Genomic DNA, 21,604 nt, shown 5'->3' on the forward strand with positions numbered 1-21,604 from the left:
CTCGTCAGTCGGTGGTGCGCATCTGGCGCCGCAGGTCGAGCGCGGCATCGGGTGTCAGCTCTCCGCGGCTCAGCCGGAGAAGGAGGTCGTGTCGCGACAGCCGTTCCTCGCCGGCGCGTCCGAGCCAGTAGGCGCGACGCTGGAAACGCGTCTCGGGCAGGGGCTGCCGTGTCTGGGGCGCCCCCTCCCGGGTGAACTGCTCCAGGATCACGTGGCAGTTCGTGCCCCCGAATCCAAAGGAGCTGATTCCCGCGCGCCGGACGCCGCTCGCGGGGGTCCACGAGGAGGTCTCCGTGTTGGGGCGGAACGGTGAGTCCTCGAAGCGGAAGCGCGGGTGGGGACGGTCGCAGTTCAAGGTGGCGGGGATGAGGCCACGCTCCACCGCGAGCGCCGTCTTGAGGAACGCGGCGACACCCGCGGCGTGCAGGGCGTGACCGACGTTGGACTTCACGCTGCCCAGGGCGCACCAGCGCTCCGTGCCACGGCCGAAGGCGCGCGTCGCCGCACGGACCTCGATGGGGTCACCCAGCAAGGTGCCAGTCCCGTGGGCTTCCAGGTACGTCACGTCGGTGGGCTTCAGGCCGCTGACGCGCAGGGCCTCGGTGATGAGCTCCGTTTGCCGCTCCTGGTTCGGCGTGGTCAGCCCCATGGTGCGGCCATCGTTGTTGACGGCCGACCCGGCGATGAGCGCGATGATGCGGTCTCCGTCCCGAAGCGCGGCTTCATAGGGCTTGAGCAGCACGAGTCCAGCTCCCTCGCCCAGGACGAATCCGTTCGCGCGTTCGTCGAAGACATAGGAGTTCGCGCTGTCGGAGAGGACGCCCGCGCGCGAAAACCCGGTGAAGTAGAACGGGTCGATGATGAGCTCGACGCCCCCAGCGACGGCCATCTCCGCTTCACCCTCGATGAGGCTCCGGCAGGCCTGGTGAATGGCCACCAGGGATGACGAGCAGGCCGTGTCCACCGTCTGGGACCAGCCCGTGAAGCCGTAGTGGTCCGAGATGCGCGCGGCGAGCATGTTCTGGATGGTGCTGAGGACCATCCGGCCCGCGGACGCATCGGGGACGCTCGCGCGGTGGCGGCGCAAGTACGCGCTTTCCGCGCCACCGACGAAGACCGCGACGCGCCTTCCGGTCAACTCCGCATCGCGGTAACCGGCGGCATCGAAGAGTTCCCGGCTGAGCTCCAGGAGGATGCGCTGCTGTGGGTCCATGAGGAGCGCATCGGCGTCGGGGATGCCGAAGGCACCCGCATCGAAGAGGTCGATGCCTTCGACGAATCCGCCGAAGCGGATGTGCTCCAGATCGCCCGGCAGACTGCCCGTTCGCTGAAGGTCCTCCAGTCGCTGCCGGGGGACTTCTTGCGTGAGTCGGCGCCCCGCGACGAGGTTGCGCCAGAACGCCTCCAGGTTGGAGGACATCGGCTGCCGGGTCGACATGGCGACCACCGCGATCCGCCGTTCCTTCCCAGTCGGAGCCGTGATGGCAACACGTTGGGGCGGAAGGGCGGCCGCCGCTGTCGCCGGGCTGATGGGCCACAGCGGCGAAGCACTCGTCTCCTGCCGAGACGGGGGCGCCTTCACGGGCGCGGGTTCCGGGTTCAATCGGGCCGCCGTGACCACACCTTCCTCGATGAGGTGGGTCGCGAAGTCGCGGACCGCGGGGTGCTCGACGATGGCGTTGGGTTCCACCGCCTTGCCGAAGAGCGCCTCCACGCGGTTGAGGACCGTCATCATCATGACGGACTCGACGCCGTAGTTGCTCACGGGAACTTCCGGGTCGAGCTCCTCCACGGAGACCTTCAGCAGCTCCGCATACACGGCCAGGAGCTGCTCCTCGACGTGCGTGCGCAGCGCAGCATCCGACGTCGGCTTCAGAGGCGCGGCTTGCGCCGTGGGAACGGTGCCGCCAGCTTCCGCCTGCGCACGCATCAGCACGAGGTCCCGCATGGACACGAGCACCTGCCCGGATTCGTCCAGGAGCGACACCTCGAGCCGCTGGGCCGCGTTTCGCCGCACCCACGCCCAGCATTGCCCGGTCGGAGTCTTGTGGACCTCCACCGCGCCGAGCGCGAACGGAAGGGGTGGGCTCCGTCCATCGCCCCCGTCATCGAGCAGCACCAGCGCTGTCTGAAGCGCGCCGTCGAGCAGGGCGGGATTCAATGGGAGCGCTGCGGAGACGGCGCCCGGCGGAAGCTCCAGTCGAGCGAGGGCATCCTGGCCGGTGCGAGAGACCTCGACGATGGACTGGAACGTGGGGCCGTAGTCGAAGCCGAGGCTTCGGAACTTCCCGTACACCGCGTCACGGCTCAGCGTCTTCGTGGCATTCGCACGCAGGGCCCGCAAGTCGACGGCGGGCGGCGGCGGGTTCGGCGCTGCCTGGGTGAGAATCCGGCCGCGCGCGAACACGGTGTCACCGTCCTCCGCTGCGCCTACGAGGGCGAACTCCAGGTCCGTGTCGCCCTCGGTCAGTCGCACATCGAATCGGCAGCCCGACGTGTCTCCGACGAGGGGGCGCATCCAGACGAAGTCGCGAAGCGTGTGGGCGCTCTCGCCAGAGAGGACCGCGGCTGCACGCGCGATTTCGATGGAGGCAACGGCGGGAAGGAGCTTGCGTCCACCGACGAGATGGTCGGCGAGGAAGAACTCCTCGCCCGTCAACGCCGTGGCGAAGCGCTGTTCCCGCAGCGTCGAAACGTTCGAGTGAACGAGGGGATGGAGCGTGGCGGCAGGCGCCCGCGATGGCGTGTCGCTGGCCGGAGGAATCCAGCACCGCCGCCGCTCGAAGGGATAGGAGGGCAGGGCGACCCTGCGCCAGCGCCGGTCTTCGAACAGCGCGCTCAGGTCGACGGGCGCGCCGCGCACCCACTGTTCCGCCAAGGGGACCAGCTCCCGGTGCTGGATCCACTGCGCGAGCCGGGTCCTCTCTCCACCGCCGGGCTTCGCATGGCCTCGCGCGACCCCCGAGGCTTCCAGTCCCTCGCTGGCGAGCGCCGCATCCAGCTTGCGCAGCAGCTCCTGGCGCGTGCTCGCGACCAGCGCGAGGCGCTCGGCCAGTTCCAGCCGGCCGGTCGCGAGTGTGGCGGCGATGTCCCGCAGGGCGTAGTGCGTCGTGCCATCAGTGGACAGCGCATCCCGCAGGCGTCGGCACAAGAGGCCGAGCTGGGATGGATTCATCGCGGAGAGGACGAACAGCTCGGGCGCGTTTTCCTCGGTGCTGGGGGTGTTCCACGCCGAGGACCATTGCAGGATGGCATGCGCGTTCGAGCCCCCGGCGCCAAAGGAGCTGAGTCCCGCGAAGCGCGAGCCTTCCTTCATGGGGAAGTCGAGCACCTGCTCGGCGACGTAGAAGGGACCCGACGCGAAGTCGATGTTCGGGTTCTTCACCCGGCTGTGGAGGTTCGGAGGAATCTTTCCGTGCTGAAGGGTGAGGACGGCCTTGATGAGCCCCGCGATACCGGCGGCGCTCTCCAGGTGCCCGATGGACGACTTCGCCGAGCCAATGGCGCAGACCGGCGCACCGCCCGGTGCTCCGCGCTTGAGGAACGCCTGGGTCAGCCCCCGAAGCTCGATGGGGTCTCCCAGCGAAGTCCCCGTGCCGTGGCACTCCACGTAACCGATATCGGTGGGCGAGACGCCAGCGCGCTCGAAAGCCGCCTCCACCAACGCCGCCTGCTGGTTGGGGTTCGGCACGGTGAACCCGGACGCGCGGCCTCCGTGGTTGACCGACGTCCCACGAATCACCGCGTGGATGGTGTCGCCATCTTTCAGGGCCTGGTCCAGGGGCTTCAGCAGGACGGCGCCCACCCCTTCACCGGGCACGTAGCCCGTGCCGCCGTCGCCGAAGCTCCGGCACTTCCCGTCCGTCGACAGGAAGCGCAACTGCCCCAGGTAGACGTACTTGAACGGATGCAGGGAGACGTTCACGCCACCGGCAATCGCCATTCCGCATTCCCCGTCCCACAGGCTCTGGCAGGCGAGGTGCAACGCGGTGAGCGACGACGAACACGCCGTGTCGATGGCGACGCTCGGCCCGGTGAGGTCCATGAAGTAGGAGACGCGGTTGGCGATTTGCCAGTAGAGCGAGCCCGGCCCCGCATAGCGGTCGCGGAAGGCACCTTGCTCGGCGGTGACGAGGGAGTACTCGTTCCACATCACACCGACGAAGAGGCCCACGTTGGCGTCCCGCAGTCGCCTGCGGTTGCCATAGCCGGCGTGCTCCACGGTCTCCCATGCACTCTCCAGGAAGAGCCGCTGCTGCGGGTCGAGCTGCTCCGCTTCCCGGACAGCGATGTTGAAGAAGAAGGGGTCGAACTTGTCGACGTCGTCGATGAAGCCACCCCACCGGCCATAGGTCGTGTCCGGATTCGCCGGGTCGGGGTGGAAGTGGCGCTGGGCATCCCAGCGGTCGGCGGGTACCTCCGTGATGCAGTCTCGGCCCGCGAGCAGGTTGCTCCAGTACGCATCGAGGTTCGGCGCCTTCGGAAACCGGCCGCTCATGCCGATGATGGCGATGGCGCGGTCCGGTGTCTTCGCGTGGGCAAGCGGCGCGTCGACGTGACGAACTTCCGGTGTGGCGGGACGGGGGGCCTCGGGCGTCGTCGTCTTCACGGGCCTGGTCGACAGGTATGCCGCCAGCTCCTGGAGGTTGGAGCGCTCGAACAGCAATGTCGGGGACAGACCGTCATAGGTACGGTCCAGCTCCCGCATGAGGTCCTTCACCATGACGGAGTCGACACCCAGGGCGAAGAAGGACTCCGTGCGGTCGAGCGTGGTGGCATCGGCCTCGAGCCGCTCCGCGAAGAGCTGGCGCAGCGAGGCTTCAATCGATTCGCCATCGCCAGTGATGGGCGCGGCACGCGTGGGAACGGTGTGGTCATCCAGGAGCCGCTCGCCGAAGGGATGCGCGGTTCCCGGACCGAGCACGATGAGGCGCGCCTCCGGGCTGGTCAGCGCCGCGTCGAGTGCCGCGAACGCGGGCCCGTCTTCCAACGCCGTGATGCCCCGGGCGGCGAGTTGCTCGATGGCATGGGCATCCCGACCCATGCCCCCATCCGCCCAGAGGGTCCAGTTCACGGAGAGGCTGCGCCCCGGCCGGCCCTGGGCTCGCCGGAAGTCCATGAACGCGTCGAGGAAGGCGTTCGCCGCCGCATAGTCGACCTGTCCGACGTTTCCGAGCTCGGACACGACGGACGAGTAGGCGATGAAGAAGTCCAGCGGGTCGGTGGCCGTGAGCCGGTCGAGCAGCCACGCCCCCAGGACCTTGGGGCGGAGCACGCGGTCGAACGAGGCCGCGTCCTTGGAGAACATGAGCCGGTCTTCGAGGACGCCGCCCGAGTGGATGACGCCTCGAATCGGGCCGAGCGCCTGTCGAATCTCCGCGAGGCTCGCCGCCAGCGCCTCCGGCTGCGTGACATCCGTGGCGAAGTAGCGGACCTGTGTGCCCGTACCGAGTCCCTGCAGTTCCTGAACGGCGCTTGAGATGGCCGCAGAGGCAGGGGAGCGACCGACGAGCGCGATTCGAGCGCCGCGCGTCCGCCGCGCGATGTGCGCCGCCGTCTTTCGCCCCAAGCCTCCAGCACCGCCGACGATGAGGAACACGCCACCCTCGCGGTAGGCCACGTCGCGCGAGGTCGTCTCCGCGCGTGCGACCCTGGCGACAAAGCGGCGAGTGTCCCGGTACGCCACGACGTGTTCTGCATCCGAGGCAGCGAGGCTCTCCTGGCGAAGAAGCCGCAGCACGGAGACGTCATCCGAACCGTCCTGCCCGGCGTCGATGACGACTGGGCGCAGCTTCCGATACTCGAGCGCCAGGGTTCGCGCCGCACCCAACAGGCTCGCGGATGCGTGTCCACGGACGGAGTCACCTGCCTGCACGGAGAACCCGTTCGGGGCCGAGATGGCGATGCGGACCGACTTGAAGCGCGATGCGCCGGCGGCCTTCGCGAGCAGGAAGAGCGCTCGGGCGCCATGCGCTTGGGCGCCCCACAGTTCATCCACCGTGGCGGGCGTCGCGTCACCCGCCGCGAGAAGGCTGTAGATGCGAAGGGACACCTCCGATGGGGTGGCGGCGTTCGACGCGTGGCTCACCAGCCGTGACCAGGCCGTGGGGTCTTCTGGATCGAAGGCCTGTTCCCCCGGGTGCGCGTCCGAGGACGCACGCGCGACGATGACCTCGCCCAGCTCCGCCAGGACGCCCTTCAGCGCGTGGGCATCTGCTCCAGGTGGAAGGAGCAGCAGTGAGACGCCTTGGGAGATGGGGCCGGGAGCAGGGGGCTCGGTGGCCAACCACCTGGGGGCGTAGAGGCTCGCACCTTCCAAAGGCCCACTTCGTGGGACGGTTCGCAGCGGCTCCGTGGCGGAGAGGAAGTCCTTCGAGACTCGCCGGAAGACGGCGCCTTCCAGTTCGAGGACCTCGCCGCCACCCGGTGTGCGGACCCTGATGTCGGCTCGAAGGTCGGCACCTTGTTCGCGGACGGCGGTGTCGCGGAGTTCAACCGTGACGTCACCGCGGAGCGCACCGGACAGTTGGAGCCGCTGAATGAAGTACGGAATCAGCAGGGTGCCCTGGCCGCCGCGCCCCGAAAGCGCTGCGTGCGCGACGACGCACTGGAGGACACCATCGAGCAAGGCCGCATCAACCGCGCCCGTGTCAGGTGCTCCGCGCAGTTGCGCGACGAAGCGGCCGCCCGACCACTGGACTCGCCGGATGACGCGAAGGCTGTCGCCATAGTCGTACCCAGCCTCCGCGAGCCGGGCATAGAGCTCTTGGGCCGTGACTGCCTCGACTCCTGGCTCGGGCAGGGGCTCTTGGCTGCGAGTCAACGACTCGGCGGTCGCCAGTGCCACCATCCCCGTGCAGATCTGCGTGTCCGCGGTCCGCACCACGAAGCGCCCGGGAACTTCGGTGTCGACGGTGTAGGGGCGCTCGGCGTCGATGAGTTTGGGGGTGTGGAACGACACGCCACTCAGCACGGCGGCCGCGGGCGCTGTCCGACGGGCCGCCACGATCGCGGCGCGCAGGAGTTCGGCACCAGGAACGAGCAGATGCCCGGTGATGCGGTGGTCCCGGATGATGGGGTGCTCCGGCCGCCAGGTGCCTTCCATCGGCTGTGTGGCGTGCTGCGCGGCATCGGTGAAGGGGGGCGTCATGGAGGCTGGCTCCAAAGGGACCGGGACGAGGGTGTCGGAAGCCCGCGCGGCGGTGTGCGGGTCGGGCCACGTGGTGCGAGCCGGAGGAAACCGAGGACCTTCGAACACGTAGCCGGGAAGACGGAACGGCCGGTACGGACAGCCGTCTGCGAGCCGCTCCCAATCGATGTCCGCGCCGGCCCGCCACAGAGCGGTCAACACCTTGAGCTTCGTGCCCGCCACATCCCCGTCGAGCGCGAGCACGTGCGTCGCCGGAGAGACGGGGGCCCGAGGCGTTCCCAACGCGAGTGTCGGACCCGCCACGTCGGGCCAGGAGACGGGCGTCGCGTCCATCAGCGACGACACGAGCACCGAACCGGTGGCATCCCGGAGCGGCTCTCCGGGGCCGCGTGCCGCGAGGCAGGGGCCCTGTGCCTTCGTTTCGTTCAGACGCCGGGCGAGCGCCTGGGCCATCGTGGCGAGGTCCTCGGCGCTCCGTGGCGACAGCAGCAGGCGGAGGCTCTCGTCATGAAGCAGATGTCCATCCGCCACGAGCGCCGCCAGTGCCACGAGCGCGGCGTTGTCGACAGGGCCCGTGCCAGCAAGGCTCCACTTCCGATCGACCCGCAGGCGTGCCGTGGCGAGCACCAGCCCTGCCACGCGTTCATCCGAAGGTGAGGGCCCCGCCAGCAACGCATCGAGGTCGCGCCTCACCGTGACGAGGGGTGCTCGCCACTCCTCCAGATGCCGCGAGAACGTGTGCTGCGAACCGAACAAGAGCCGTGCATCCGAGACCGAACGCCGGACGTCCTCCGAGCCGACGTGCACGCTGTCGATCAGCGCTTGAAGCCGCTCCTTGTCCGCTTCCCACGGCAGCAGGGCTTCGCCCGTGAGCGGATGGAGGCACGCAACCAGGGGCCGCCGGAGTTCGACCCGAGCCCCGCCGCCACCCGGAAGCACGGCCCGAAGCGTTTCATCGAAGGGGAGAGCGCCTGCGGCGACGAGGGCTGTGAGGGACTCTCCGGCGAACCTCCGGAACGGCGCACCGCACTGCTCGAGGCTTTCCGCGAAGGCACCCTGGACGCACAAGGCCAAGGCCGGCCGCAACTCCTCGGGGACCGCCGGCAGGTCGAGGAGCGCCGCCATGGAGGCGAGGTTCCCCGCTTCCAGCAGCGCCCCTGTTCGCGCGTCGAGGGCTTTCTCGAAGAGCGGATCCCGACCGTACAGGCTCCTCGCGGCGGAGAGTCCCCCGTCGGGCAGGGCCCCGAACACGAGCGTCAATGGTCCACTCGCCACCGGAACGCGCGCCCCCAAGGTGTCGCTCTCCAGCTTCTCCACCAAGTCCGCGGGCGTCCGCACCACCGCGCTGAAACGGTGCTTGAAGCCGCGCTGGGTCGACTGAAGCGTCAGGCATGCATCGCGCAGCGCCACGGCATCGAAGTCCTCCGCCCGGCAGCGCTCGGCCCAGCTCCGGCGCAGGGCTTGAAGCCCTGACTCCGTTCGCGCGGACAGGACGAACGCGAACGGAGCGTCGTCTGGACCAGGGACGGCGGGTGGGGCGGCCGGACGGTACTCCTCGACCACGGCGTGGCTGTTCACCCCGCCGAAGCCAAAGGAACTCACTCCCGCCCGCAGGGGGGCGCCGTTGGCACGGACCCACGGCTGTCCCTGCGTCACGGGGACGAAGGGCGAACCGTCGAAGTCGATGAGTGGGTTGCGCGTCTGGAGGTTCAGCGTGGCGGGGATCCACGCGTGCCGCATCATCAACAGGACCTTGATGAGCCCCGCGACGCCCGCCGCCGCCTCCAGGTGCCCGATGTTGGTCTTCACCGAACCGATGCCACAGAAGCCTCGCTGGTCGGTGCTGGTGCGGAAGGCCTCGGTGAGCGCGGAGACCTCCACGGGATCGCCCAGGGACGTGCCGGTGCCGTGCGCCTCCACGTACGTGAGCGTGGAGGGCTCCACGTTCGCATCGCGGCAGGCCGCGAGAATGACGTCGCGCTGCGCGTCCGCACGCGGCGCGGTGAGCGAGGCCGCGCGTCCCACATGATTCACGGCCGTGCCGCGGATGACCCCGTGAATGGCGTTCCCGTCCCGTTCCGCATCCGTCAGCCGCCGCAGCAGCAGGACGCCCACGCCTTCTCCTGGAACGTAACCGTCCGCGTCCTTGTCGAACGTCCGGCACTGCCCCGTCGGGCTCAGCATCCGCGACTTGCCGAAGGAGACGTACTTCCAGGGGCTGAAGTCCAGGCTCACGCCCGCGACGAGGCAGTAGTCGGCTTCACCCAGCAGCAGCGCCCGCCGCGCCTGGTGCAGCGCCACGAGCGAGGACGAGCACGCGGTGTCCAGCGTCAGGCTCTCGCCCCTCAGCCCCAGGTGATAGGAGACCCGGTTGGCCAGCATGCACGCGTACGCACCCGCGCAGGCGTGGCCCTCTGTCTCGACGCCCGGGGCATAGACGGACTGGTAGTGGTCCATCGCCATCGCGCCCACGTACACGGCGGTACGCGCCCGCGTCAGCGCAGGGACGGAGACGCCCGCATCCTCGATGCAGTGCCAGGTCTCCTCGAGCAGCAGCCGCTGCTGCGGGTCCATGTTGCGCGCTTCCCGGGGCGAGACGTTGAAGAACCCGTGGTCGAAGCGGTCGAAGTCGCCAAGGAACGCGCCCCAGCGGCTGGGTGAGCGGTCCGGCGCGGTGATGTCCGGCGAGTACCACCGGCCCACGTCCCACCGTTCCGGGGGGACCTCGGTCACGGAGTTGTGGCCCGCGTGGAGGTTGCTCCAGAACGCGGCGGCGTCACGGGCGTCGGGAAAGCGGCACGCCATGCCGATGACCGCCGTGGCGGCATCCAGGCGGAGGTCAGCCAACCCAGTGGGGTCGGTGGTGTGACTCAAGGCTGCTCGATCTCGCGAAGTCATCAACGATGCGGGGACAGTCGGGCAGTCTGGCGTTGCCCTCGGTGCGGTGGAGTGATTGCGAGCGTGGGGGCCTCGAGGCCTCGGACTCACCAGGTAGGGGCGGCGTGAAACATGGAACGTGAATCGCGTGGGGGGATCCACAGCATGACATGCCCCAGTGGGAATAACGTAAGCGATAGGTCTGACATTGCTCTGATACGTGCCGTCGGGTCCGTTTGGGTGTCGTCGTGAACGAACGCACGCTTTTCTTGAATTGACGTGTTGCGTCAATCATTGATCATGATTGGCGTTGACCCACCGGAATGGCGCCGGAATACTGAATCAACTGCGTGCGAATGGGCCACAATCCATTTGCCTCCCCCCTATGCGTGAAAAATGGATCTACCGTCGGTCGATCCCGACGGCGCGACTACGGCTGTTTTGCTTTCCGTACGCGGGGGGCGGTGCGTCCATCTACAGCCGGTGGCAGGACGCGTTCGCGGACGACATCGAGGTGTGCGCGGTGGAACTTCCGGGCCGGCGCGCCCGGCTTCGTGAAACGCCCATTCGTCAGGCGGAGGCCCTGGTCCAGGCCACGGCGGGGGCGCTGTCCGCGCTTCAGGATCTGCCCTTTGCCTTCTTCGGTCACAGCATGGGCGCGCTGCTGGCCTTCGAGCTGGCCTTGCACCTGCGTCGGGCCGGTCAGCCGGGGCCGCGCGCGCTCTTCCTCAGCGCCGCGGCGGCGCCCCAGCTCCCTCGGCGGCATCGGCCGATGTGGAACCTTCCCGACGCCGAGTTCCTCAAGGAGCTCCGCCACTACGGAGGCACGCCCGAGGAGGTCTTCGCCGATCCCGCGATGGTGTCCCTGTTCCTGCCGGCCCTGCGCGCCGACTTCGAGCTCTTCGATACCTACGCATACGGCGGCGCCACCCTGGAGGACGTCCCCCTTTACGTCTACGGCGGGCGAGACGACGTCCGGGTGACGCCCGGAAGCCTCCGAGCCTGGGGCGAGGTCGCGCCGGGGCTCCAGGCCGTGGAGCTGTTCCCAGGCGGGCACTTCTATCTGCACGAGCAGCGAGCCGCGCTCATCGCGGGCCTCCGCCGAGAGCTCCAGGCCCATGTGCCTGGGCATCTCGAGGTCGCCGGGTGAGGGCTCGGGGCGCGTCAGCCCAGCTTCCGCAGGTGGTTGCCGACGTGGTGCAGGTACTCCTGCTTCTCGACGACCAGGGGATACTCCTGGGCGTTGTAGAAGTGGATGCCCGCGAGCAGGTCCGGTTGAGGGCCACGGCGGACGCGCTCCAGGTGCCGTGCCTTGTCGGGTGCTCGGGTCCGAGCCTGCAGGTAGGCCGCGATGAGCTGCCCCTGGGATTCGTAGATGTCCCAGTGGGCGCCCACGGGGCGCACGAGCCCCGCGACGAACAGCATGTCGGTCTCGGGCGGGAAGATGTGCAGGTAGAGCGAAGGGTGGTGCGCGCTCTCCGGCCAGTTGAGGTGCTTCCGGTCGATGAAGGGATACGAGGGCTGATAGCCCGTGGCGAGGAAGATGACGTCGATCTGCTCATCCGTCCCGTCATCGAAGAACACCCGGTCGCCTTCGACGCGCAGCACGTCTCCTTTATGGTGGATGTCGCCGTGCGTGTAGTGGTGATGGAGCTGGTCGCCGAGGATGGGGATGACCAGACCTCGCTCCGCCGCGGGAATGGGGATGCCCAGCGCGCGCGAGCGGCGCTTGAGGAAGCCGAAGAACAGGGCATAGGCCACGCGCCGCAGGAAGGTGGGGGCCCGGAGCTGGAGCAGCGTGTCGGTGGGCCGGCCCATCAGGTACTTGGGCATGCAGTAGAAGCCCCGGCGCGTGCTGTGGAAGGTGCGCGCGGCGTTCATGGCGGACTCGCAGAGGACGTCCGCCGCGGACTGGCCCGCGCCCACGACGAGCACGCGCTTGTTCCACAGTTGCTGCGGGTGCTTGAAGTCCTGCGAGTGCAGCACCTGGAGCGTGGGCTCGCCAGGGAAGCGGGGGACGCGCGCCAGGCGGTCATGCCCGGTGGCCACCACCACGCCGGCGTATTCGCGCGGTGCTTCGCCTTCCACCTCCACGCGCCAGGCCGTGCCGGACGGCTCCATGCGCGCCACGCGGGTGTTGAAGCGAAGGTGCGGCTCGAGCCCGAAGTGCCGCGCGTAGGCCCGCAGGTAGTCCAACACCAACGCATGGCTGGGGTAGTCCGGGTACGTGGCGGGCATGGGGAAGCCCGGGAACGCCTGGATGGTCTTGGACGCGATGATGTGCGTGTTGCGGCTCATGGGCGAGTCCGCGCGCGCGGCATCCCAGATGCCACCCAACCCGGAGGCGGACTCCAGCACCTCGAAGGGCAGTCCGGCCGCCTTGAATGCCTTTGCAACAGCCAGTCCCGCGGCGCCAGCGCCAATAATACAAAACGTCTGACCGGTTTGATTCCCGCTCATGTCAGTGATAGTCGCAGTATGGATTGGGAATGGTCTAAAAGGCGGGCGAGTGTGTCATGAAGCGTATCTGGGTGCAAACCTTGGTGGCGGTCCTGATACTGCTTGGTGTCGGGCTTGCCATTGTCAATTCGCTGGACACCTTTCATGAGTATCAGATCCCCGGATGCGTGCTGGGGATTTTCGAGATCGCATCGCCGCTTTCCCTTTCCGCATGTGTGGGTTTGAGCGCGGTGTTGACCGCGTGCAACCTGACGGGGCGGTATCTCAAATGGATGGTGTTGCTTCGGGCCGGGCACGTGCTTGCCCCGAGCCGCAAGCTGTTCTTCGCGTTCCTGTCCGCCTTCATCGGTAACCTGACGCCGTTCTATCTGCTGTATGTCTTGCGTATCGCGCCGTTGCGCGCGCGCTTCCTGCGCGCAGGGCTCCTGCTGGCGGCGGATCTCGCCACGGACGCGGTGGCCATCGTGCTGCTGGCCCGGGTGTCCACCGTCCCGTTGCTTGGCGCGGCGGCGCTCGTGTTCGGCGTGGGGGCGTTCGCGCTGGCGCTGTTCCCCAGCAAGAGCCAGGAGCGCGCGGTGGGATTGCTGCCCCTGGTCACCAGCCTGTTCTTCGCCCAGGGCTTCGCGGTGCTCATCTGGGCGGTGACGGGCCTGTCGCTGTGGGTGGCTCTCCAGTCATTCGGCGTGGACACCGCGATGGTGGAGGCCCTGCGCATCTACGCGGCCAGTCACGCGGAGGGCGCCGCCTCCGTGACGCTGCCGGGCTTCCTGCGCGTGGGCCGGAGCATGATTGCCCTGCTCATGGACGGGGGCGTGCCGGTGGAGAAGGCCGTCTTCGCGGTGGCGCTGGTGCGCGCCTTCACCTACTGGCTCGTCATCCTGGCCGCGCTCTGGGGGCTGCTGCGCCTGCGCCGCCTCTTCGCGAGCCGGCAGGAGGACGCCAATCACTTCGACCTGATCGCGGATGCGTACCGTGCCAACGTCCCCGAGCACATCCGCGTGCGCCTGCTGAACCGGAAGATCGAACTGAACCTGCACCACCTTCCTCGCGAGCAGTACGTCCGAGGCGTGGACGCGGGCTGCGGGCAGGGGTGGTACCTGAAGGAGATGCGCAGTCAGGGCTACGTGGTGGAGGGCATCGACTTTTCCGACAACCAGGTGCGGCAGGCCCGGATGTACCTGGGGGAGGATGCCGGCGGGGTGCGGCAGGGCTCCATCTCCGCGCTGCCCTTCGCGGACGCCTCACAGGACTTCGTCTATGCCGTCAACGTCATCCACCACCTGCCCGGGGTGGAGCACCAGCAGCAGGCGTTCGAGGAGGTCCGCCGGGTGCTGCGGCCCGGGGGGCGCTTCGTGGTGCACGAGATGAACGTGAACAACCCCCTGTTCCGCTTCTACATGAGCTACGTCTTCCCGCTGCTCAAGGACATCGACGACGGCACCGAGGTCTGGCTGAAGGCGCCGCAAGGCCGGTTCCGCGAAGGGTGGACGCTCGTGAAGACGGAGTACCGCACGTTCCTGCCCGACTTCATTCCGGAGTTCGCCTATCGATGGCTCTGGGGCGTGGAGCGGTTCCTGGAGCGGAACCGCCACGCCGCGCCGTTCTCCGCGCACGTCACCTTCGTGCTGGAGAAGACTGTTCCTCCGTCCGCCACGCCGTAAGCCCGAGAGCGCCTCGCCATGTCCGCTGCGTCCACCTCTCCGTTTCGTGCCTCGCTCAACGCCCGTTCGGGCTTCATGGCGGGCTTCATCGCCGGAGTCCTGGCGCCCTTGCTGGCCGTGCTCCTGTCCTTGACGGGCGCGCCGCTCGCCGTGTTGCTGCTCGCGGCCCTGGGAGCCTGGGCGGGCCTCTTCTATGTGCTGGTTCCGAAGGTGCCCGCCTCCTGGGTGGCCATCCTCCAGGGCTGGTCCCGGACCGCGTTCACCTTCTGGGCCGTCGCCTGCGTCCTGGTGGTGGTGCTCATGGGGCGCTTGGGTGTCTTCATGGCCGACCCGAACCTGAAGCAGTACTCGCTGGCCCCCATGGTGGAGTTCATGGTCAAGCACACGTGCTTGTCCGGCTACCTGAGCGCGGCGGTGCTGGCGGACCTGGGGACGGAGAACCTCTACATCCTGAGCCACTACAAGTCGCCAGAGATGGAGGCGGTGTTGCCAGCGGTGGCGCCGCTCGAACGCGACTTCTATGCGTACCCGCCCCAGTTCCTGTTGCTGCCCAAGTTGATGCTCGCGATGAGCGGCGACTTCTTCGCGCTGCGAACGGGCTGGTACGTCTTCTACGCGTCGGCGGCGTTGATGGCGATGCTGGCGGTGGCCTTCTGGGTCGGGGGCAGGGAAGGGGCGTGGCTTGGGGTGCTCACACCGGTCATCTGGTTGTCGCTGCCCACCCTGGTGAACATCCAACTGGGGAACATCCACCTGCTCATCTACGCGCTGTGCCTGGGGGCGATGATCTGCTTCGAGCGAAAGCGCGAGGCCCTGGGCGGCGCGCTGCTGGCGTTCGCCATCCTGTCGAAGCTCTTCCCCGGCCTGCTGGGCATCTACCTGCTCCTCCAGCGGCGGTGGAAGGCGGCGGCGTGGTCCGCGTTCTTCGGGCTCGTGTATTCCGGCGTGGCGTACGCGGTGCTCGGACCGAAGCCCTTCGTGGACTACATCACCTACGACGTCCCGCGCATCTCCAGCGGTGAGCTGTTCGACTTCGTGTGGAACTTCGTGCCCGCCATCCTGGTGAACTACTCGCCGTTCGGGCTGCCCTTCAAGCTGCAGCTCGTGGGCGTGGACATCGCGGACCCGCTCGTGGTCGCCCGCACCGTCATGACGCTCTACACGCTGCTGCTGCTGGCGCTCGTGGTGCGGGTGTCATTGCGGCTCGCCCGGCGTCAGGCCAGCGGTGCACAGGGGTCGCGCTTCCGGCTGAGTCAGGTGGTGGTGTGGATTGCCCTGCTGAGCCTCGCGTCCTTCCGGAGCCCCTTCGCCCCATGGACGTACTGCGCGGTGGGTGGCGTGTGGTTGATGGCGGCGTACGCACCGCTGCGGAGCTTGGGCACCCGGAGCCGCGTGGCGTTCATCGCCGGCTGGGTGCTCATCTCCATCTACGGCCCGCCTGTCGTCGGCCCCATGGTCGCCTTCACGCTGGTGGCGCAGACGATTCTGTACGTGTCGGGCTTCTGGATCGCGCTGAAGGCGAGCGCGCCCGACGTGGAAGAAGAGAAGGCCCCCGTGCCGCTGGCGGCGTGACGGCGCTCCCGTCCATCAAAGCGAAGGGCCGGAGGCCGCTGTTTCCAGCAACCTCCGGCCCCGAATGCTTCGGTGTCGGGACGGCGTGGCCTCTGGCTACGCCCGCAGGGCCACCACCGTGACGCCGTCGCCGCCTTCGTGGCCTTCGCCCGGGCGGTACATGCGGATGTAGGGCGAGGCGGACAGGTAGTCACGGATGGCCTGCTTCAGCGCCCCCGTGCCGTGGCCGTGGATGACGAGCGCGGCTTCCTCGCCGCTGCGCATGCCCCGGTCCAGGAAGGACTCCAGCTCCGCCAGCGCGTCGTCCGTGCGCATGCCGCGCACGTCGCAGCGGAAGTTCGTGGCCTCCACCTCCGCGGGCGCCGCCGAGGCCGCGCGCTTGAGGGAGGCTTCCTGCTTCTGCCGTTCCGGGAACTTCGCTTGCTGCGGCTTGCGCGTGCGCGCGCCCGACAGCTCCGAGATGGGCACGCGCATCTTCAGCGCGCCACCCGCGGACACCACCGCGTGGCTGTCCACCAGCTCCAGGATTTCGACGTCGCGGCTCAACCCCGAGTGGTGCACCCACGCGCCCACCTTCAGGTTCGCGGGCCCCGGTGCCTCCACCTGGAACAGCTCCGCCCTGGCGGCCAGGGCGCGCTTGTTCGCCTCGTCCGCGCGCTGCTGGAGCTGCTGCCGGGCCTCGGCCAGCGCCTTCTCGTTCTGCTCGGCGCGCAGCTTCGTCAGCAGCTTCTGCACCTCCGCCGCGGCGTGCTCGCTGGCCGAGTGCACGTCCTCGTTGAACTGCATCATCTTCGCGCGGCGCTCCCGCTCGAAGGTCTGCTTCTGCTTCTCCAGGTCGGCCCGGAGCGCCTCGGCCTCGTTCGTCGCCACGCGGGCGCGCTCCAGCTCCTCGGAGAGCTTGCGCCGCTCCTCCTCGGCCGCCGCCAGCGCCTTGCTCAGCGGGCCACCGGCGTTGACGGAGAGTTCACGGGCACGCTCGCACACGTTCGTGGGCAGGCCCACGCGCGCCGCCATTTCGATGGCCGACGACTGGCCCGAAGCACCCATCTGCAGCCGGTAGGTGGGGGCCATGCGCTTGGAGTCGAAGCCCACGCGCGCGTTGAGGAAGCGCGGGTCCATGTGGGCCAGGGCTTTGAGCTCCTCGAGGTGCGTGGTGACGAGCACCACCACGCCCTTGGACATCAGCTCCTCCAGCACGGCGATGGCGATGGCCGCGCCCTCGCGCGGGTCGGTGTCCGCGGCGATTTCGTCGATGAGGACCAGCGAGCCTTCGCCTACGGCCCCGATGATGTCGCGCAGCATCACCACGTGCGCGCTGAACGTGGACAGGCCCTGTTCCAGGTCCTGCGCGTCGCCCACGGTGGAGTGGACGGAGCGGTACAGCGGCATCCGGGAGCCCTCCGCCACCGGAATGGGCAGCGCGGCGCGCAGCATCAGCGCGCAGAGGCCCACGCCCGTCAGCGTCACCGTCTTTCCGCCCGCGTTGGGGCCGGAGACGACCAGCGCCTTGGCGTCTCCCGAGAGCGTCACGTCGTTGGCGACGACCTCCGCGCCCTTGAGCACCAGCCGTGGGTGGCGCAACTGGCGGAGCTGCAGGTCCGCCACGTCAACGAACTCCGGCGTGTTCGCGCCCAGGTCGGAGGCGAGGATGGCCACCGACTCGACTTCGTCCAGCTCCGCGACGGCGTCGATGCCTTCGAGGATGCGGTCCGACTCGCCGCCCAACAGCTCACTGAGGGCCTGGAGCACCTTGCGCTCCTCCTCCGTGACTTCCGACTGGGCGATGGCCAGGTCGTTGCCCAGGCCCACCATGGCCTGCGGCTCCATGAAGAGCGTCTGGCCCGTCTGGCTGGCGTTGTGGACGATGCCGTCCACCTCCGAGCGGTAGTTGGACACCACCGGCACCACGTAGCGTCCGTTGCGGATCGAGTAGTAGTTCTCGCGGAGCTTGTTCGTGAAGGTCTCGTCGTGGAGCAGCTCGTCCAGACGGCTCTTGATGCGGCGGTGCAGGCCGCGCGCCCGGTCACGCGCCTCGCGGAGCTCGGGGCTGGCGCGGTCGGAAATCTCACCGTCCGGTTCGAAACACTGGTCGATGCGGCGCGCCATCGATTCCAGGGCGGGCATCCGGCGGGAGATTTCCACGAGCCGGGGGACGCGGGCCTTGCGCTCGTCCAGGGCCTCCCGGGTGCGCGCGAAGGCGAAGAGGAGCTGGGCCGCGTTGATGAGCTGGCGGGGTTCCAGCATGCCGCCCTTGGCGGCGTGGCCCAGGGGCGTGCGCAGGTCCGTCACGCCGCCGAGGGGGAGGGAGAACTGCTCCTGGGAGAGGGCGCGGGCCTCGGTGACGAGGGCCAGGGCCTCCGTGACCTCCTCCGGCGTGTCGAGAAACGGCCGGGCGAGCACTCGCTCTCTGCCGGGCTCCGTCCTGCACCGTTGCGCCAGCGCGCGGAGCACGTCGGAGAAGCCAAGGTCTTCCAGCGTTCTTTGCGATATCTGCACAGTCATGGGTTTCATGCGCGGCCGTTCGGCCGTCAAGAGGATCTATTGAGACGCCCCGCCTGGCTCTGCTATCAGCCGCACATGAGGTGGGTCATCCTGGTGGCCTTGGTGGCGGGCGCGGCGGACGCGGCGGAGTCTTCCGCCCTGACGCGGGCCCCCGCGCGCCCCGTGATTTCACTGCCGGATGCCTTGTCCCTGGAGACGGAAGGGGACGATGCGGGCGCCATCGCCGCGCTGGACGCCCTGATTGGCGCCCAGCCCGCCTGGGAGCTGCCCCGGTTGGAGATGGCCCGGCTCTTGTTGAAGACAGGGGGCGCGCTGGCGCGAGCCGAGGCCCACCTGGACGTCGCCCTCCAGCAAGCCCCTCATAATCCCCGCGCCTGGTACCTGCGGGGTTTGTTGTGGGAGGAGCGGGATGACCGCAGGCAGGCCGTGCAGGCGTACGAGCAGGCCGTGAAGCTGCGCGGCTCCTACGAGGACGCCCGCCTCCGGCTGGGGATGCTCTGGTTCGACCTGGGTGACACGCTCAAGTCGGAGATGCACTACCGCTACCTGTCACGCCTCAAGCCCGAGTGGGTGCAGGTGCGCCTCCTGCTCGCGGAGGTGCTGGAGAAGCAGGAGCGCCCCTTGGACGCGGAGAAGGAGCTGCTGGCCGCGCGCGACTACCAGCCGTCCAGCCCCCTGGTGCTCCGGCGGCTGGCGGATTTCTACGCGCGGACCGGGCGGCCCCAGCTCGCGGAGCGGGTGCGCAAGTCGATGGAAGCGCCACCGAAGAAGCGGATGCGCGAACTCAAACCATCACGTCGCTGACAGCGGGCGGGCTCTGGGAACGCGGTTGCGATTGCACCTCGGGCAGTGGCGCATACACTGCGCGGGCTTTGAAGACCGCCAACCTCGCCATCGTCTTCACCGACATCAAGGGCTTCACGGAGCGGACCAGCCGGCAGACGCTGGAGGAGAACCAGCGCCTGCTCCAGGTCCACGGTGCCCTGCTGTCGCCGCTGTTCAAGGCGTTTGGTGGGCGCATCGTCAAGTCCATCGGTGACGCGTTCCTCGTCACCTTCGAGTCGCCCACCCAGGCGGTGCTCAGTGGCATCGCCATCCAGGACCGGCTGTGGCACCACAACCGGACGATGGAGGAGGCGGAGCAGATTCACGTCCGCGTGGCCATCAACGTGGGTGAGGTCCGGCTGGACGGCAACGACATCTTCGGTGAGCCCGTCAACATCGCCGCCCGGGTGGAGGGCATCGCCGAGGCGGGCGAGGTGTACTTCACCGAGGCCGTCTACCTGGCGATGAACAAGGCCGAGGTTCCGTCGAAGGAAGTGGGCGCCTACGAGTTGAAGGGCATCCCCGGGAAGATTCGCGTCTTCCACGTGCCCCGCGCGCCGTACCGCGTGGAGGCCCCCGCCGCCAGCGCCATCGCCGAGGCGCCGGGCGCGGAGTCGGTGCCGCCCTTCGGCAACCTGGCCCTGGCGCGCGTGGCGGCGGAGGCGTCATCTCAGTCGCAGCCGGTGGACCTGTCCGGGCTGGGCCAGCGCGCGGCGGCGGGCGCCACGGTGCTGGGGCAGCAGGCCGCGGTGCTCGGGCGTCAGGCTCGCACCGTGGGGGGCTCGCTCTTTTCGCGCGCCATGGTGGCCCTGCCGGAGCCCGTGGCGAAGAACCGGGTGGCGTTGGGCGCGGGGGCGGTGCTCCTGTTGGTGGGCATCCTGGCGCTGTCTTTCAGCGGTGATTCGACCCTGCGCGCCATCAGCGCGGTGGAGCGGGCACCGGAGGACGAGCGGGCGGCGCTGGCGAAGGACGTTCGGGCCGTCATCCTGCGGGAGGAGGACTCCGGACGGCGTCACTTCCTCCTGGGCCGCCTGACGGAGGCGACGGGCAAGCCGGACGAAGCCTTGAAGAGTTACGCCCTGGCCGTGAAGGCGGGCAGTGCCGACGCGGAGAAGCGCGTCGTCGACCTGTTCGAGCATGCGCGGTGCGACGTGCGCTCGGACGCCGCGTCCACCGCGGGCAAGCTCCAGTTGAAGCGGGCGGTGCGCGCGCTGGAGCGGTTGAAGTCGGACGGCGGCCCTGACGACGGTTCTCGGACAGGGCTCTTCGGGCTGTCGAAGTGCGACTCCAAGGTGGCCGCGGAGAGCGCGCTCAAGAGCTTCAAGGACCGTTGACGTTCAGGCCCTCGGGGCCGGTTGAGGAAGGGAAGGCCGTGACGAAGGTGAAGACGGGACTGGACGTGTGGGTCGAGCAGGGCTTCTCCTCGCTGAAGGGCAAGCGCGTGGGCGCCATCGTGAATCCCACCAGCGTGGACTCGCGCTTCCGCCACCTGGCGGACCTGCTGGCCGGCGCGGAGGGCGTCACGCTGGCGGCGCTCTTCGGTCCGGAGCACGGCATCCGCGGTGAGGCGCAGTACATGGTCGCCGTGGACGAGGCGAAGGACCGCCGCACGGGCGTGCCGGTGTTCAGCCTCTACGGCTCCACCTTCGAGTCGCTGTCGCCGCGCCAGGAGTCGCTCCAGGGGCTGGAGGCGCTCGTCTTCGACATCCAGGACGTGGGCAGCCGCTACTACACCTACGTCTACACCATGGCGCTGGCCATGAAGGCCGCGGCCCAGGCGCGCGTGCCCTTCTACGTGCTGGACCGGCCCAACCCGCTCAACGGCGCGGCCCTGGAAGGCAACCTGGTGGGGGAGGGGTTCCGCTCCTTCGTGGGGTTGTACGCGCTGCCCAACCGCCACGGCATGACGGCGGGCGAGCTGGCCCGTCTGTTCAACGCGCAGGAGGGCTTCGGCTGCGAGCTGACGGTGGTGCCGTGCGAGGGCTGGCGCCGGGGCCAGTTCTGGGACGAGACGGGGCTGCCGTTCATCTCCCCGTCACCGAACATGCCCACGCCGGACACCGCGCTGGTGTACCCGGGCATGTGCCTGGGCGAGGGCACCAATGTCTCCGAGGGCCGTGGCACCTGCCGGCCCTTCGAGCAGTTCGGCGCGCCATGGGTGGACACGGACGCGCTGCTCGCGCGGCTGGCGAAGGAGGACCTCCCAGGGGTGGCGTTCCGGGCCGTGGGCTTCACGCCCACGTTCGACAAGTACACGGGCCAGTCCTGCAACGGCGCCTTCATCCACGTGACGGACCGGCGGGTGTTCCAGCCGCTGCGCACCGGCGTCGCCATCTTCCAGGCGCTGCATGACATCGGGCCCGGGCAGTTCGGCTGGCGCGCGGACGCGTACGAGTTCGTCGAGGACGTTCCCGCCTTCGACCTGCTCTGTGGGACGGACCAGGTCCGCCGGGGCATCGAGGCGGGGTGGCCGTTGGACAGGCTGCTGGAGGGTTTCTCCGCGCAGACGGAAATGTTCGCGCGGCAGAGGACGCCCTACCTGCTATACGCTTGAGCG

The 21,604-nt window shown here is 68.9% G+C and carries 9 protein-coding genes; 6 read left to right on the forward strand and 3 right to left on the reverse strand.

Annotated elements, in window-relative coordinates:
- Positions 1–4: 4 nt before the first annotated feature.
- On the reverse strand, positions 5–10,024 hold the full coding sequence (locus A176_RS13070) for an SDR family NAD(P)-dependent oxidoreductase (protein WP_002638484.1): 10,020 nt from the start codon (positions 10,022–10,024) through the stop codon (positions 5–7).
- A gap of 388 nt (positions 10,025–10,412) precedes the next feature.
- Between A176_RS13070 and A176_RS13075 the strand changes: the two genes are divergently transcribed.
- Entirely contained in the window at positions 10,413–11,177 is a 765-nt protein-coding gene (locus A176_RS13075; RefSeq protein WP_044889117.1) for a thioesterase II family protein, read from the forward strand.
- A 14-nt stretch (positions 11,178–11,191) separates the two neighbouring features.
- Here A176_RS13075 and A176_RS13080 read toward each other — a convergent pair whose 3' ends face one another.
- Positions 11,192–12,487, reverse strand: coding sequence for a flavin-containing monooxygenase (locus A176_RS13080; protein WP_021780924.1), 1,296 nt, complete (start codon positions 12,485–12,487; stop codon positions 11,192–11,194).
- A 230-nt stretch (positions 12,488–12,717) separates the two neighbouring features.
- On the opposite strand from A176_RS13080, the gene A176_RS13085 reads away from it, so the two are divergent.
- Positions 12,718–14,148 carry a methyltransferase domain-containing protein gene (locus A176_RS13085; protein ID WP_226994394.1) on the forward strand — a complete coding sequence of 477 codons (1,431 nt, stop codon included), beginning with the start codon at positions 12,718–12,720 and terminating at the stop codon, positions 14,146–14,148.
- Between the two features lie 18 nt (positions 14,149–14,166).
- Positions 14,167–15,720 (forward strand): glycosyltransferase family 87 protein, encoded by a 1,554-nt coding sequence (locus A176_RS13090; protein WP_002638480.1) that lies wholly within the window; start codon positions 14,167–14,169, stop codon positions 15,718–15,720.
- A gap of 96 nt (positions 15,721–15,816) precedes the next feature.
- Here the strand turns inward: A176_RS13090 and A176_RS13095 are convergent, their stop codons facing one another.
- Positions 15,817–18,222, reverse strand: a complete 2,406-nt coding sequence (locus A176_RS13095; RefSeq protein ID WP_044889118.1) for an endonuclease MutS2 — start codon at positions 18,220–18,222, stop codon at positions 15,817–15,819.
- Positions 18,223–18,297: 75 nt separating this feature from the next.
- Between A176_RS13095 and A176_RS13100 the strand changes: the two genes are divergently transcribed.
- The 3 genes from A176_RS13100 (at position 18,298) to A176_RS13110 (ending at position 21,601) form a co-directional block, all read left to right on the forward strand.
- Positions 18,298–19,026: a tetratricopeptide repeat protein gene (locus tag A176_RS13100; protein ID WP_002638478.1), complete on the forward strand. Its 729-nt coding sequence runs from the start codon at positions 18,298–18,300 to the stop codon at positions 19,024–19,026.
- A gap of 68 nt (positions 19,027–19,094) precedes the next feature.
- The gene (locus A176_RS13105) at positions 19,095–20,381 is read left to right on the forward strand and encodes an adenylate/guanylate cyclase domain-containing protein (RefSeq protein ID WP_002638477.1); all 1,287 of its coding nucleotides are present in this window, start codon (positions 19,095–19,097) and stop codon (positions 20,379–20,381) included.
- A gap of 38 nt (positions 20,382–20,419) precedes the next feature.
- Positions 20,420–21,601, forward strand: a complete 1,182-nt coding sequence (locus A176_RS13110) for an exo-beta-N-acetylmuramidase NamZ family protein (RefSeq protein ID WP_002638476.1) — start codon at positions 20,420–20,422, stop codon at positions 21,599–21,601.
- Positions 21,602–21,604 lie beyond the last annotated feature (3 nt).

The sequence above is a fragment of the Myxococcus hansupus genome (assembly GCF_000280925.3).
Classification (GTDB): Bacteria; Myxococcota; Myxococcia; order Myxococcales; family Myxococcaceae; genus Myxococcus; species Myxococcus hansupus.